We start from the raw sequence: 15,646 nt of genomic DNA on the forward strand, positions 1-15,646 counted from the left end.
CGCAGGTTTCATGGTTCGTCTATTGTTTTTTAATTGCTATGAAGCCGCTTACGGCTTAACCCCTATTTTAAAAAGCCATGAAGCTACAAAAAAACTTCATGAATCAAAATAAATATATAATTCAGTTTCAATTCTTTAAATTGAAATCCCTCGATACAATTTTATGTGGCCCCAATCCAGACTTCAGTACAATTAATTGTCCGCGCTGGCTTACCAACCAATTTGCAAAACCTGTGCCTAAACCCTCTTTACCCTCTGCATTTATAATATAAATATTCCGGAGAAAAGGATAAACGCCACTGATCAGGTTTTCCTGTACAGGTTTGTAATAAGCATCATCCCCTTTTTTTCCTTTCACATTCTTTACGCCCAGCATCTTTATGTTTTCTGTATGGTCAGCTGGTTCACTGTAACGTTTAATCAGCCAGTTGATGCCCACTACCCCGATATAACCTTTATTTTCCGAAACATACTTAATTACATCCTTATTGGTATTCAAGGTATACACCCCTTTCTTAGGAATCTCCTTTACCTGGGCCAGATCTTTAAAGTACCGGATGGTGCTCGAGTAAGCATTATCAAAGACCAGGTTCTTTACACCTGTGGAATTTCCCTTCATAATGGAGATAATCTCATCAGCTGTAATGGTGGAGTCTGCATTTTCCTTACTTGTAATCAAGGCAATCCCGTCTATGGCAAACCTGGACGTGTAAACCGGAATACTTTTTTTGGTATAGACCTTTTCTTCATCTGCCGTTAACATCCTTGACAACACCATGACCCGCACACTATCTTTTAAAAAGGTAGGGAGTATCTTATTCTCATTACCCGGGATTACCGTAAAATGGGCATCCGGATAATCAGAAGTAAAGATCTCAATCTGGTCTGCAATAATGTTATTGAAAGATTCATCCACCAGGATATCTGTATGCCCGGTTGTCCTGGACTGAACGGATTCAGCCTGCGGCGTTTTTTTATTTTTGCAGGAAGCAAAAACGACCAGCAACATCAATATAAACCCCAGGTGTTTCATGTAGATCTCTTAATTGTCTTTTTGATTAATTAAACGGTAAAAGCGGATTACGGCATAAACCATAAGTAATAATCCAAGTAATATTCTGTACTTACGGGATATTACTTCCTCGTTGATTGGAAATTCTTTCCAGAAAATCAGGGAGGCTCCTAAAATGATGTAGAACAGGAACATAACCAGCCCTAAAATAAACAGAAATCGCTGTTGAGGCGATTTCTGTTTAAAAAAATTGAAGTCAATCATTTATAAATACTATTGACCTGATAAAGTAAAGCTGATTGGAATGTTGTATTTAACACGAACCGGTTTACCATTCTGAATACCAGGAGTCCAACGTGGACTTGCCTTTAATACCCTTACGGCTTCCTCATCCGTACCACCGCCTAATTTACGGTCAACATGGATGTCAGTTAAATCACCATTTTTTTCTACCACAAAAGATAAGAATACTTTACCCTGAATGTTGTTTTCAGCAGCCATCGGAGGATATTTTACCGCTTTACGCAGATAAGCGTAAAACTTGTCCATACCGCCCGGGAAGCCTGGCTGAGTTTCAATACTTACGAAGTCATAAACTTTAGTATCTTCTACTACAGCTGCTTGTTTCGGACCATTTCCAACAGGGGCTGCAACAACGATGTCTGCATCCGGATCTCCGGCTATGGTTTTCTGACCAGGGTCAGCTTTTTTCAAATCTTCAATCTGAGGTGGTTGTTCATCACGCACCAGGTTATCCGGCTTTACAATAGGAGGAGGAAACTTAACCTGATCCTGTTTTGGCGGCGGAGGCTCTACCGGTGGCGGCGGAGGGGTATCCGGGTTTACCGGTGGTGGTGGAGCAACTGTTACCTCTACTTGTTTAACAACCTCTTCCTCAGGAAGCGCACCTTTTATCAAAGAGATAATTTTAGGCGACACGAACAGTAAGATAAATACTGCTGAGGCATAGAATAAAGACTTGGTTGTGTTTGAAGAGTTTTGCCTGCGAAGCTGGTAAGCCCCGTAGCTTTTGTTTTTCTGATCAAAAACAACATCAAGCCATTCCTTCCTGAATAAATCTATTTTAGAACCGAACATTGCTTTAATGTTTTAATGTTAAAATTATATTATAAAATTCCATTTTTCTTCATGAAATCTTTTTCTGCATCCGTGATGTTTTCATCATCAATTGCTGGTGCTGCAGTAATCTTGGTGATGTTTAACTCATCCATAATATTAACAAAGTTTTCATAACTCGCACCTGATGTAGGTTTAATTACGACAACCAGTGTTTTCTTAGGATCGTTATTATTCATATCCGCTACTTTCTTTTTATTGGCAAGTATGGATTTTCTAATGTCACCATAACCTTCAATATTAGGTTGGCTTTTTCCAGCCTCCCCCATATACCAGGCCACTTTGTTGTTTTTACCCAGCAGGATGGTCATGGTCTGGGAAGCACGCAGTTCAAGCCTGTTCTCATCCTTAACATCCTTATCCGGCTTTGCAATGTCCATTGCAATTGGCTTCGAAAGGGAAGTGGTAAGCATGAAGAAGGTAATCAGCAGGAAGGCAAGATCCACCATCGCAGTTAAATCTACTTTGGTACTGGCTTTCTTACTTCTGACTTTACCGCTTCCTTTTTTACCGCCCCCGCTGGAGGTATCTAATTCTGCCATTGTCTATTTTATTTAGCACCGCCTGCGGCAGTTGTAATTAAACTAAATTTGTTAATTTTTTGTTTTTGAAGAATATCAACAATTTTTTTGATTACTGGATACTCTTCTTTAGCATCACCTTTGATACTCACACGCATTGCAGTGGAATGCAATTCCGCTACCGCTTTACGGGAGTTCAGGATCCAGTCAGCCAGCTGATTGTTCAGGGAATCCGTAGGGATACCTGTTTGCAGACCTGATTTATCCCTGGTGGCCTGATCGTTCATCATGATGAACTGTTTAAGGTTCTGGATTGGAACACCAAAGGATTGGATAACGCCAAAACGTTCTCTTTCCTGTGGGGTAAAGCTGATTTTATACTGCTCTCCCATTTTGTCCAGCGTAAGCATTTTTACGTCTTTTCCAGCGACCTCATAAAAGACCTTGCCTCTACCGATCGACAGCTTTGCAATGTCCACATCCGGAACCGGGATCTTATAGCTCGAAGCCGGAAGTTTTATATCCAAAGGATCAGGCTGGCGTGCTGTTGCTGTTAATATAAAGAAAGTCAGTAATAGGAAAGCTACGTCGCACATGGCGGTCATATCAATCGAAGTACTCTTTCTTTTAACCTTTGCTCTTGGCATAATTTTTAAAATTACTTATGTTTTATACTAATGATGTTAATTCTTCCGGTTTTCCATAAAGCCGGTAAAAAAAAATTCATTATTTCTTATTTATGCGTAGAAGCATAAGTTTGGATGATGCTGAAACCGGCTTCATCAATTGCATAAGTCAATTTATCAATTTTAGAAGTTAAGATATTGTACATGATGATCGCAATAGTAGAAGTACAGATACCAGTGGCCGTGTTGATAAGGGCCTCAGAGATACCACTTGCTAATGCTGCCTGATCCGGAGCTCCAGATGTAGCCAAACCACCGAAGGCCTTGATCATACCTGTTACTGTACCCAACAGACCTGTTAATGTACCTACAGAAACTAATGTTGCAACTACTGTTAAGTTTTGCTCTAACATAGGCATCTCTAAAGTTGTTGCTTCTTCAATGTCTTTCTGAATTGCTAAACATTTCTGATCTGTATCCATGTTCGCTTCAACTTCCATCTCACGGTATTTTTTCAAACCAGATTTGATTACGTTGGCAACTGAACCTTTTTGTTTATCACACTCAGCCATAGCAGCTTCGATGTTGTTACCGCTTAAAAGGCTTTGGATTTTTTTGATGAAAGCATCAAGGCTACCTGATCCTGTCGCTTTGCTGATCACAATAAAACGTTCTACAGAGAATACAAATACCATTAAAAGCATACCCATAAGGATCGGTACGATAACCCCACCTTTGTATGCCATACCTGCGTAATTACCTACTTTAGGAACAGTGGTGTGCAAATCAGGATCTGCTCCGTCAACGAAATTTCCCCTATCACCCAATACAAATTTGTAAAGGCATATCCCGATAATAATACAAATAGGGATCACTAAAGTCGCGAATAAATTAGAAGCTGAAGAGCTTTCTTTTGTAACTGTTGTTGGTTTTGGTGCGTTTGCCATTTTTTGTTAGTTTTTTAGTTCTTAGTACTTTGTTTTTTTTTAAAATTAGATAATTATTCTATAATACACACAACGACTAATATACACAATTGTTGCTGTAGCAAATTTATAACTTTGAATCTTAATTCAACATTAAATTATCAATACCTATAAATTCGTTACGCTTGCGTATTTCCCCTTTAGCAGAAGCATATATTAAAAAAGATTGCCCCTATTAAGAGACAATCTTTCACAATTAAAACTAAAAAAAAAATCAAATGCAAATTTTTAACTAAAAAAAATGCTTTAAACCGTTATTTCAGTGATTTTTGGTAGCGAACTACGCATTTCTTCATTTGCATCCTTTTCAAACTGCTTAAAATTATCAATAAAAGCCTGGGCAAGTTCATTGGCTTTTACATCATAATTTTGTCCGTTCCGCCAGGTATTTCTTGGATTTAAAATTTCTGCAGGAACGCCGGGACAGTTCAATGGCATTTTTAACCCAAAGACCGGATGTTCAGCAAATTCGGCCTGTTCCAATTGGCCATTCAGGGCAGCAGTGATCATTGCTCTGGTATAAGCCAGTTTCATTCTTTTTCCGGTACCATAAGCGCCACCGCTCCATCCGGTGTTCACCAACCATACATTAACCTTGTGCTGCTTCATCTTTTCACCCAGCAATGCCGCATAACGGGTCGGGTGTAATGGAAGAAAGGCTTTACCAAAACAAGCAGAAAAAGTAAGCTGAGGCTCTGTTACCCCTGCCTCTGTTCCTGCAACTTTTGCCGTATAGCCTGAAATAAAATGGAACATCGCCTGTCCGGTATTCAGTTTTGAAATCGGAGGCAATACCCCAAAAGCATCTGCAGTCAGGAAAAATATATTTTTGGGTGTACCTGCAATAGATGGAAGCACCGCATTATCTATATAATGTATAGGATAGGCCACCCGGGTATTTTCGGTTTTATCAATATTGGCAAAATCAACTTCCCGTCCGCCTGGAAAATAGTTGATGTTCTCCAGAAGAGAACCAAATTTAATCGCATTAAAAATCTGAGGTTCTTTTTCTGCGGTAAGGTCCACGCATTTGGCATAACAGCCGCCTTCAAAGTTAAAAACGCTGTCTTTACCCCAGCCATGTTCATCATCTCCGATCAGGCCCCTGTTGGGATCTGCGGATAAAGTGGTCTTTCCAGTTCCGGAAAGCCCAAAGAAAATTGCGGTATCCCCTTCTTTGCCCACATTGGCAGAGCAATGCATTGACAAGGTTTGGCGCTGCTGAGGCAACACAAAGTTCAGTACAGAAAAGATTCCTTTTTTAATCTCTCCGGTGTACGCGGTACCACCAATCAGAATGATTTTTTTTGTAAAATTCAGGATTGAAAAATTAGACTGCCTGGTCCCGTCCCTTTCAGGATCTGCTAAAAAACCCGGTGCGGCTATAATGGTCCACTCCGGTTGTTCTCCCAGCGCTTCTTTCCCGGGCCGGAGGAAAAGATTGTTTGCAAATAAATTCTGAAAAGCTTTTTCTGTGACCACCCGAATACTGGTTTTATAGGTTTCGTCTGCACAGGCATAAGCATCTCTGACATAAATTTGTTTACCATGAAGATAGCTGGTCACTCTATCATATAAAGCGTTGAAATTTTCTTCACTGAACTGGATATTAATGTCTCCCCACCAAACCGCATCCCTGGTTACCTCATCACAAACGATAAATCTGTCTTTAGGAGAACGACCGGTAAATTTTCCGGTATCAATGGCCAGTGCGCCGGTATCGGCAAGGGTTCCTTCCCCATTTTTCAGGGCTTCTTCAACCAATTCTGCTACCTCAAGTTGGTAGAAGGCATTATCGGAACTTAGGTTCAAATAGCTTAAGTCCGGTTTTTGCAAAAAAGCTTTGCTCATAAATAAATAAAGTTAGTTCGACAAAGTTAGTCAGATAAAAAGGGATTAGGTACCCTTTTTACGGAAAAATTTTACTTATTGTTCCGCTTACACTAACAACCAACAAACTGAATTACAGCAAGTTAAAAAGAAAATAAAAGGTTTTTTAACCCCCAGATTTTTTCGCCTTAAATCCCTCTTTGAGCAAGATATCCAGCACTTTATCTCTAAAATCTCCCTGGATCAGAATCTCCCCCTCTTTAGAGGCTCCGCCAACACCACATTTGGTTTTTAGCATTTTTGTCAGTTTTTCCAGCTCTTGTTCAGGTCCTGAAAAACCGGTAATCAACGTAACGGCTTTCCCCCCCCGGTTTTTCCGGTCGAGCATCACCCGAAGGTTCTGTTGATTTGCAGGAAGGCTTTCGCTGGCGACCTCTTCCTGGGGATAGACAAAAGAAGGGTCTGTAGAATACATGATCCCTCCAAAATCATTCAGTGTTTTCTTTTTACTCTTCATTTTTCGTCTGATTTAATTCTTTGGGAACCGGCTTCCTTATATACCGGCAGGCACAATAATATTTAAAGATAAGGGCTTCACAGAAATATCAATATCCTTGCCCATAAAAAAGGGTTCACCATCTATATGAATGGCATCTTCTTTGGGCCTGCTGATGTGAATCTGTTTTCCCTGTATAATTTCAACCATATCCGTTCGGTGGGTATTGGCGGTCATCATATGATAAGCCAGCAAAGGCAGTTTGTATAAAGGAAAATTTCTGACCACACAAACATCCAGCAAGCCATCGCTTACTGAAGCAAGAGGTGAAATATGCGCATTGTTTCCGTATTGTGAAGAATTTGCGATGCTGACCACAAAGGCGGTTCTGGTAAAGACTTTTCCATCTACAGTGATGGTATAAGTTGCCGGTTTGTAACTGAGCATTTCCTGCAGCCCAAGCTTTACATAACCCGAAAGGCCCCTGGTTTTATGACCAGCAAAGATGGAACTGATGTGCGCATCGAACCCCATTCCAGCCATATTAAAGTAGACCTTATCGTTAAAGGTTGCCGTATCAATCTGTTTAATATTTAGTTCATTGATCACTTTTATGGCTTTTACCGGGCTCATTGGTATTTTGAGAAACCTGGCCAGGCCATTTCCTGAGCCAAAAGGAATAATGCCCAAAACCTTATTTTGAAGGATCACCTTAGAGCCGATCTCATTAATGGTGCCATCCCCTCCTACTGCAACGATAATATCAAAATTTTTGTTTGCAGCCTCTTCCGCTATTTCTGCCGCATGCCCAACATATTCTGTGACAGAATAGTTAGGGTTAAACTTAGATCGGTCCAGATTTGCATCGATCAGTGCCGGTATTTTTAATTTATCCTTACCTCCCGAAATCGGATTGATAATAAATAATATATTAGATTTTGCCAAAAGTCATGTATTAATGATTCTACAAAATAATCGATATTTTTTGACTATTTTAAATATATGTAGTAATTTTGCAGCATTAAAGTGGACTGATTTGCGATGTTACACCAAAAGTAACGGGATTGCAACCACGTAAAAAAAAGTGCTAACCTATTATACACTTCCTTTTACTGTCTGTCAGCAGGATCATATTCCATTTTACATAATTGTTAAGTATTTAAATTAATTATTTAAAATGTCTTATTTATTTACATCCGAATCTGTTTCTGAGGGTCACCCGGATAAAATAGCAGATCAAATTTCTGATGCTCTAATTGATAACTTCCTTGCCTTTGATGCCGATTCAAAAGTAGCATGTGAAACTTTAGTGACTACTGGACAGGTGATCCTGGCTGGTGAAGTAAAATCCAAAACCTATCTGGATGTACAGCAAATTGCCCGTGATGTCATTAAAAGAATTGGCTATACAAAAAGTGAATATATGTTTGAAGCGAATTCCTGTGGAATTCTTTCTGCAATTCATGAACAGTCACAGGACATCAACCAGGGTGTAGACCGTTCCAGTAAGGAAGAGCAAGGCGCAGGAGATCAGGGAATGATGTTCGGTTATGCCACCAGCGAAACTGAAAACTATATGCCACTGGCACTGGACCTGTCCCATACCCTGTTACAGGAACTGGCCATTTTAAGAAGAGAGAACAAGGAGATCACCTACCTGCGTCCAGATGCAAAATCGCAGGTCACCCTGGAATACGATGACAACAACAAGCCTGTGCGTATTGATGCCATTGTAATTTCCACACAACATGACGATTTTGATGAGGAAGGCAAAATGCTGGCAAAAATCAAAAAAGATCTGGTAGACATCCTGGTACCAAGAATCATTACCAAATATCCTCAGTATGCCCATTTGTTTAATGACAAAATCCAATACCACATTAACCCAACCGGTAAATTTGTTATTGGCGGACCCCACGGAGACACCGGCCTGACCGGCAGAAAGATCATTGTGGATACTTATGGTGGTAAAGGTGCTCACGGTGGTGGTGCATTTTCAGGAAAAGATCCAAGCAAGGTAGACCGCAGCGCAGCTTATGCGACCCGTCACATTGCAAAAAACCTGGTTGCTGCCGGTGTTGCAGATGAAATCCTGGTACAGGTAAGTTACGCCATTGGTGTAGCTCAGCCAATGGGTATTTATATCAATACTTACGGAACCGCAAAAGTGAACAAAACAGACGGTGAGATTGCAAAAATCGTAGAAAGCATTTTTGATATGCGTCCTTACTTCATTGAGCAAAGATTAAAACTAAGAAATCCTATTTATAGCGAAACTGCAGCTTATGGCCATATGGGCCGTAAACCAGAAACCGTAACTAAAACCTTCAGAACACCTAATGGTGAAGAAAAAGTGGTTACCGTAGAGCTGTTTACCTGGGAAAAACTAGACTTTGTTGATCAGGTAAAAAAAGCCTTCTCTTTGTAAGGCAGTTCACCATAAACAGCTGCTTGCTGTACGAAAAAGGGCTGAGTGTAATCATTCAGCCCTTTTTCTTTGTCCATAATTTATGTGCAGTTTTATTATTGTTCAGGGAATACCCAAAAATTACAGGAAGGTCTCCCGGTTTTTACCCGGACATTACTCGAATATCCTCCGGGTAATGTCCGTGCCAAGTCCCTGTAATGTCCCTGTAAAGTCCCTGTTATCTGTAAAGAATTCCATGGCTATCCCTGCTTCTGGAGATAGGTTATTTCTTCCTTAAAAAATTGAGTATCTTCTATCGCATAAGATCTGATTCCCGAAATATTCATTTCATCGAGAACATTGACCAGGTTTTCATATTTCGACCCTGCAGCGGGCTTCAGGATCACAATCATAAATTTTCCGGGATCCTGGTGGTGCAATGCAAAAACAGCTTTCTGTTGCTGCATCAGCAATTTGCGGATGGTTTTAAAATCGGCGGTCCGCAGTACTGCTTTTGAAGCCTCTCCCATGTACCAGAAAATCTGATCATTTTTCCCCAGCAGCAGTGTCATAGTCCTGGAAGCCGGATAAGCCGCCGGGACCGGACTTTCAACAGGCTTTGCGACTTCCATCTGGTTGAATTTAGACAAGGAGGTCGTGAGCATAAAAAAAGTAATCAGTAAAAAGGCCAGGTCTACCATTGCGGTCAAATCTACTGAAGGGGCTGCCTGCCTGGTTCTCCCATATCTGGCCTTGCCATTTTGGGGAAGATTGAGTGTTGCCATATGCTTGTCTGTTTACATCAGGATGTAAAAAACCTGCTGAATCCATAAGCTTTGAAAAACTCCTTTTAATTTTTAGTTTTTTTCTGTTGAAACCATTTCCTGCTGGTACTGTTTTATAAGTATAAAATCGACCAGTTATGAAAACGCATGTAGATATGAACACCCTGAGCCAGATTCTGGAAAAGTTAAGACAGAAAGGGCTGGACAACGAAATAAAAATGACTGACCATGGCAAAATGCAGGGGGTTGGCCAAAACAAGATTTATAACCCTGATGACCTGACCATCATTAAAACTTATCGCTTCGAAGGAGATTCAGATCCGGCCGATAACTCGGTCCTCTATCTTCTTGAAGACAAAGAGGGGCAGATTGGCTATATCCTGGATGCTTATGGAATGTACAGCTCTCAGGAAATCGCCGGATTTGATGATTTTCTAAAAAAAATCCCTACCGCCGACAGGGATATGCAGGAATTATTCAGTTAAAAATGAGGCCCATAAATTACGGGCCTCATTTTTTTTGACACGCTCCGCCCTTCAAAGGCCCATCCGTTTAAGCAGATATTTTTTTAGTAAAAGTATTCATCAATGCAAACCTAATTGATTAATTTTTTATTAAATTCGTTTTAAATATCTAACCAATTGTGAACGCTGATCATTCGAAACAGGACGAAGAACTCATCTGTCTCCTTAAAACAGGGAATGAATCTGCTTTTACAGAAATTTACAACCGCTATTGGGATAAGCTTTACTACATTGCCCATAAGCTACTCAAAGACACGGAAGCCTCAGAAGAAATTGTCCAGGAGGTTTTCCTGGTCCTTTGGAAAAAAAGGCAAAACTTAAACATCCTTTCTTTAACGCAGTACCTGTCGGCCATGACCAGGTATGCCGTTTACCGGCACATCGCCAAAGAGAAAAAATACAGTAAACAGGAGAATTCAGAAAACCTCCTGCAGACCGAGGCTGCAGATGAAATAGACCTGGACAATAAAATACTGCTGGAAATTATTACCAAATTATCCAATAAGTTACCGGAAAAATGCAGGCTTGTATTCCAGTACAATAAAATCCAGGACCAATCCTTGCAGGAAGTTGCCCAGCAGCTAAACATTACTCAAAAGACAGCAGAGGCACATCTGACCAAGGCCCTAAGGGTCATTCGGGCAAATTTTGGTGATGTAACCCACTTGGGCTATGTCCTGATTTCCTTTCTGTTCCTAAAAAAATAAGCTTTCCAATCTTTTTAAAAAAATCTTCCTTTTACACTAAGGGTATTCTGTCCTGCTTTGACTCTATAGAGATATACGGCCAAATAAAACATGAACAAACAAGAACTGCAGCTTTTAGCGCAAAAGTACCTGGAAGGAAAAGCCTCTGAAGAAGAAAAGCGTTTGCTGAATCAATGGTACGACACCACAAATGATGGTTGGGTAGAATATGTAAACACCAATACGCCGGAAACAGAAGAAGAGGTCAGACAACGTATTCTAAACAGCATAAAGCAACAAATGCCGGTGGGGGAAGCAAAGAAATCTTTTGTTGCTTTTAAAAGGCTATTCACCGGCAGCATTTCTGCAGCCGCTGCGGTGTTACTTGTTTTTTTTGGCTGGCAGCTGTTTCTTAAAGAGAAGAGCAGTACACCTCAACTGGTCGAGGTACCTTCGAGTAAAATTGTAGAAATTATTTTGCCAGACAGCTCTAAAGTTTGGCTCAATGAAGGCTCTGTTTTTAAATATCCTAAAAAATTCCATGCTCAGAACCGTACGGTTGAATTACTGGAGGGCAGGGCTTATTTTGAAATCAAGCATCAGGCAAAACAACCCTTTATTGTAAAAACCAATACGTTAAATGTAACTGTATTGGGCACCTCCTTTGATGTCAGGGCCTATCATAATGAAGGCAAAACCAAAGTCAGTGTAGTTACAGGGAAGGTAGGCATCACCCTTAAAGAAGACGCCAAAACTCCGGCAGTAATGCTCCTTCCGCGTCAGGAAGCCACGCTGAACAAATTAAGCAATCAATTAATAAAAGCCCCTGTTAAAGAAATAGCCGTTAACGCATGGTGTAAAAGTCAGCTGGTGTTTGAACAGGAAGATTTAGGAAATATTTTTAAAGTCCTGGAAAAAAAATACAATACCAAAATATCCGTCAACAATAAAAAACTGCTTAATGAACACATTTCCATTACCCTGGGCAACCAACCCCTGGATTCGGTCATGCGCATCTTAAGTTTCACCAAACATTTTAAATATCAAATGGCCAATGACAGCATTTCTGTAATAAGATAACCTAAACCCGACTTAGCAGCTAAGGGAGGAAAATAACCGGGAACACCAGGTGCCCCCGGAAATGATTTAGCCACTGTGTATATGCTTGAGACCCATAAACAGCAGGCTACAGTTTAACCGAATTAAACCTATAACAAATATGATAAATTTTTACGGCAAAGCATTGCCTATATTCCGAAAATGCATGCGCATTTCTACAATTATAATTGGCATACAGATGTGTTTTACAACACTATTGGCAGCTAAGGCTACAAAAGCCCAGGAAATGAACTTTAGATTAACCAAGGCAAGTGTTAAACAAATTTTTAAAAAAATTGAACAACAGGCCAATGTTACCTTTGTTTATGATGAGCAGGTCATTAATGAATTGCCATCCCTTAGTTTAAATGTAAGAAAACAACCCCTTTCTGAAGTACTCAGCCAACTGCAGGGCAAAACCTCGCTGCAGTTTAAATTGGTAGGGAATTATATTGGTGTTGCACAAAATAATGAAAGTATGCCTTCGTTAACGGCTAATGTTAATTTCATCAGCATTAACGGAACGGTTAACGATGCCAGTGGCAAATCGCTTCCTGGAGTAACCATATTTGTCAAGGGAACAAAAGTTGGCACACAAACAGATGCAAACGGCCGTTTCAGCTTACAGGCAAACATAGGCGATATTTTAGTCCTTACCTATATTGGCTACGCGACAAAAGAAGTTCCTGTAAGTTCTTCTAGTATGAGCATTACACTTACCGAAGACTCCAAATTACTTGGTGAGGTTGTCGTTACCGCATTAGGCATAAAAAAATCAGAGAAATCCATTACCTATTCCACCCAGCAAATCTCCGGATCAGAACTGACCCGCGCTAAAAGTGATAACCTGATGAATTCTTTAAACGGTAAAATTGCCGGGGTCACTATTTCTCCAAGTGCATCAGGCGTAGGTGGCTCAGCAAAAGTAATCCTCAGGGGTAATAAATCTGCGGGGGGAAACAACCAACCCCTATACGTTATTGACGGGGTTCCAATTTCGAATGGCTCCAATGCCAATGGTCAGCCCAACACCACTTTTGGAAGTAATGTTGGCCAGGGCCCCATTAACGGTCAGGTCAGTCCAAGCCAGGATGGTGGAGATGGGATATCTAACCTAAACCCGGACGACATCGAAAGCATTACAGTGTTAAAAGGAGCTTCTGCAGCGGCACTTTATGGTAGTCAGGCGCAAAACGGGGTTATTTTAATCACTACAAAAAAAGGAAAGGCCGGAAAAACCCAAATTAACTTTTCCTCCTCTTTAACCATAGATAAAATTGCCTACAAACCCGCTTTTCAAAACAGTTACGGACAAACCCCAAAAGGAGCGGATTCCTGGGGAGCCAACATAAATTCCCCTCAGGATAATGTTTCCAATTTTTTCCAGACCGGAAGAAATTTTACCAATTCCATTAATCTTTCCGGCGGTACCGAGATTGCCCAGTCTTATTTCTCCTATGCAAATACGACTGCCAGAGGTGTGCAGCCAGGCAATAAATTATCACGCCACAATGTAAACTTCCGGGAAACCGGGCATTTTCTGGACAATAAATTAACCGTTGATGCCAACGTCAATTACATTACACAAAAAATAGATAACAGTCCGGGCCTGGGATTTTATTTAAATCCACTGACCGGGTTATATTTATTTCCAAGAGGAAGAGACATTAGCCCATACAAAGATCAGTTTGAACTTCCTCCTGTAAAATTTGGGAACGGGGCACCTATACAGAACTGGCCATTCAATGAAGACATCCAACAAAATCCATGGTGGGTGACCAATAGAAATGTCAACCAGGCAAAACGCAACCGGATCTTATTAAATGCGAGCATTAAATATGAAATCACCCCGTGGCTGAATGTTCAGGCAAGGGGAAATATCGATCGTTTTACAGATGTATATGAGCAAGACCTCTATGCAAGTACCAGCGCTGTTCTGGCAAAAGCAAACGGGCAATTGCTGCTGAGCAACCAGACCACGGAACAAAAATATGCAGATTTGTTGTTAACCTTTACCGTTCCCAATAAATCAGATATAAAAATTGACGGTGTCCTGGGAAGCAGCATTACAGATGCCAGCACCTACGGACAGCTCATTGGTCCAGATGCCAGCAATAATTATTCACAACCAGGTTTAACTGTACCAAATGTATTCTTACCGGAAAACATTGCAACTGTTAACGGAGGCCCGCCGATTACGACCCTGCCCAATAATCATAACCAGATCCAGTCTGTATTTGCAAACGGAAATATTTCCTATAAAACCTGGGCTTTTTTAACCCTGACCGCAAGAAATGACTGGTCTTCTAACCTGGCCTTCACTCCGAACAACTCTTATTTCTATCCTTCGGCCGGTTTATCTTTTATTTTAAACCAAATGTTCACCCTTCCTAAAGCCATCTCTTATGCAAAAATCAGAGGTACTTATGCCCAGGTTGGTAACACCGTGCCAAATTATGTGACCAATCCATTGACCCATCTGGGAATTGGCGGAGGGGTTGTTTTAAATTCTGTAGCACCCTTCCCGGAACTAAAACCCGAGAAAACAACTTCTTTTGAGCTCGGAACCGATCTCCGTTTTCTGGAAGATAAACTTAGCCTGAGCTTCACTTATTATAAATCCAACACTAAAAACCAATTTATACAGATCATCCCTTCTACTGTGACCACATTTTCACAGGGCTATGTAAATGCTGGAAATATTCAAAACTCTGGTATTGAATTTATGCTGGGTTATGATGTCATCAAAAATTCGACATTTACCTGGACAAGCTCCATAAACGGTTCTGCAAATAAAAACAAGGTAATTGATGTCGATTCAAAAGATGGCATCAACAAGTTTATCATTACCCCTAACCGGAACAATACCTATGAATCTGTATTAGCGACAGGAGGCTCTTTTGGTGATATTTATGGGGTCACTTTTCAACGGGATGCTCAAAACAGAATTTTAATTGGCAGCAACGGAACACCACTGGTAAATGACGGATACCATTATATTGGAAACCCAAATCCGAAGTTCCAACTCGGCTGGAACAACAGCTTCGAATACAAAGGGTTCAGGTTCAGCTTCCTGGTCGATGGAAAATTTGGAGGACAGGTTTTATCCTTAACTCAGGCAGTGATGGATAAATACGGTGTTTCTAAGGTAACAGGTGAAGCGAGAGACCAGGGAAGTGTGCTCATCAATGGCGTAAATGCAACTACAGGTGAAGCCATCAATAGTGTTGATCCAAAAAAATGGTATACCAGTGTTGGTGGCCGGGATGGAATTACAGAAAATTATATTTATAGTGCAACGGTAGTCCGTTTAAGAGAAGCTTCTTTGGGTTATACTTTTCCAGTAAAAAAAGGAGCCTTTAAAAGTGTAAGACTCTCTTTAATTGGAAGGAACCTTTTATACTTCCACAAGAAAGCACCATTTGATCCTGAAGTAACGATGTCAACAGGAAACGGGCTTTCAGGAGTCGATGTTTTCAGCCAGCCTGCCACACGTAATTTTGGCTTCAATCTGAATGTTACGCTATAAGTATTCACC

The 15,646-nt window shown here is 40.6% G+C and carries 14 protein-coding genes; 5 read left to right on the top strand and 9 right to left on the bottom strand.

Annotated elements, in window-relative coordinates; translation table 11 throughout:
- Window positions 1-127: 127 nt before the first annotated feature.
- The 8 genes from B0O44_RS05245 to B0O44_RS05285 all read right to left on the bottom strand — a co-directional run bounded on the left by B0O44_RS05245 (window position 128) and on the right by B0O44_RS05285 (window position 7,553).
- On the bottom strand, window positions 128-1,033 hold the full coding sequence (locus B0O44_RS05245; RefSeq protein ID WP_110827847.1) for a PstS family phosphate ABC transporter substrate-binding protein: 906 nt from the start codon (window positions 1,031-1,033) through the stop codon (window positions 128-130).
- Window positions 1,034-1,285: 252 nt separating this feature from the next.
- A complete protein-coding gene (locus B0O44_RS05255; protein ID WP_110827858.1) occupies window positions 1,286-2,110 on the bottom strand; it encodes an energy transducer TonB in 825 nt (274 codons plus the stop codon).
- Between the two features lie 29 nt (window positions 2,111-2,139).
- Entirely contained in the window at window positions 2,140-2,691 is a 552-nt protein-coding gene (locus B0O44_RS05260; RefSeq protein ID WP_110827860.1) for an ExbD/TolR family protein, read from the bottom strand.
- 8 nt (window positions 2,692-2,699) lie between these two features.
- A complete protein-coding gene (locus tag B0O44_RS05265) occupies window positions 2,700-3,317 on the bottom strand; it encodes an ExbD/TolR family protein (protein ID WP_110827862.1) in 618 nt (205 codons plus the stop codon).
- An 86-nt stretch (window positions 3,318-3,403) separates the two neighbouring features.
- A complete protein-coding gene (locus B0O44_RS05270; RefSeq protein ID WP_110827864.1) occupies window positions 3,404-4,243 on the bottom strand; it encodes a MotA/TolQ/ExbB proton channel family protein in 840 nt (279 codons plus the stop codon).
- A gap of 285 nt (window positions 4,244-4,528) precedes the next feature.
- Window positions 4,529-6,133, bottom strand: coding sequence for a phosphoenolpyruvate carboxykinase (ATP) (pckA, locus tag B0O44_RS05275; RefSeq protein ID WP_110827867.1), 1,605 nt, complete (start codon window positions 6,131-6,133; stop codon window positions 4,529-4,531).
- 145 nt (window positions 6,134-6,278) lie between these two features.
- Window positions 6,279-6,629: a translation initiation factor gene (locus B0O44_RS05280; RefSeq protein ID WP_110827869.1), complete on the bottom strand. Its 351-nt coding sequence runs from the start codon at window positions 6,627-6,629 to the stop codon at window positions 6,279-6,281.
- A gap of 36 nt (window positions 6,630-6,665) precedes the next feature.
- Window positions 6,666-7,553 (bottom strand): diacylglycerol/lipid kinase family protein, encoded by an 888-nt coding sequence (locus B0O44_RS05285; RefSeq protein ID WP_110827871.1) that lies wholly within the window; start codon window positions 7,551-7,553, stop codon window positions 6,666-6,668.
- A 232-nt stretch (window positions 7,554-7,785) separates the two neighbouring features.
- Between B0O44_RS05285 and metK the strand changes: the two genes are divergently transcribed.
- Entirely contained in the window at window positions 7,786-9,036 is a 1,251-nt protein-coding gene (metK, locus tag B0O44_RS05290) for a methionine adenosyltransferase (RefSeq protein ID WP_110827873.1), read from the top strand.
- Window positions 9,037-9,275: 239 nt separating this feature from the next.
- Here metK and B0O44_RS05295 read toward each other — a convergent pair whose 3' ends face one another.
- A complete protein-coding gene (locus B0O44_RS05295; protein ID WP_110827875.1) occupies window positions 9,276-9,800 on the bottom strand; it encodes an ExbD/TolR family protein in 525 nt (174 codons plus the stop codon).
- A 137-nt stretch (window positions 9,801-9,937) separates the two neighbouring features.
- Between B0O44_RS05295 and B0O44_RS05300 the strand changes: the two genes are divergently transcribed.
- The 4 genes from B0O44_RS05300 to B0O44_RS05315 all read left to right on the top strand — a co-directional run bounded on the left by B0O44_RS05300 (window position 9,938) and on the right by B0O44_RS05315 (window position 15,637).
- Complete coding sequence (locus B0O44_RS05300; protein WP_110827877.1) at window positions 9,938-10,285, top strand: hypothetical protein; 348 nt, start codon at window positions 9,938-9,940, stop codon at window positions 10,283-10,285.
- 158 nt (window positions 10,286-10,443) lie between these two features.
- A complete protein-coding gene (locus B0O44_RS05305) occupies window positions 10,444-11,031 on the top strand; it encodes an RNA polymerase sigma factor (protein ID WP_110827880.1) in 588 nt (195 codons plus the stop codon).
- A gap of 90 nt (window positions 11,032-11,121) precedes the next feature.
- Window positions 11,122-12,090, top strand: a complete 969-nt coding sequence (locus B0O44_RS05310) for a FecR family protein (RefSeq protein ID WP_110827882.1) — start codon at window positions 11,122-11,124, stop codon at window positions 12,088-12,090.
- 265 nt (window positions 12,091-12,355) lie between these two features.
- Window positions 12,356-15,637, top strand: coding sequence for a SusC/RagA family TonB-linked outer membrane protein (locus tag B0O44_RS05315; protein WP_245943596.1), 3,282 nt, complete (start codon window positions 12,356-12,358; stop codon window positions 15,635-15,637).
- The last annotated feature ends 9 nt before the right edge of the window (window positions 15,638-15,646 follow it).

The organism is Pedobacter nutrimenti, assembly GCF_003208655.1.
Classification (GTDB): Bacteria; Bacteroidota; Bacteroidia; order Sphingobacteriales; family Sphingobacteriaceae; genus Pedobacter; species Pedobacter nutrimenti.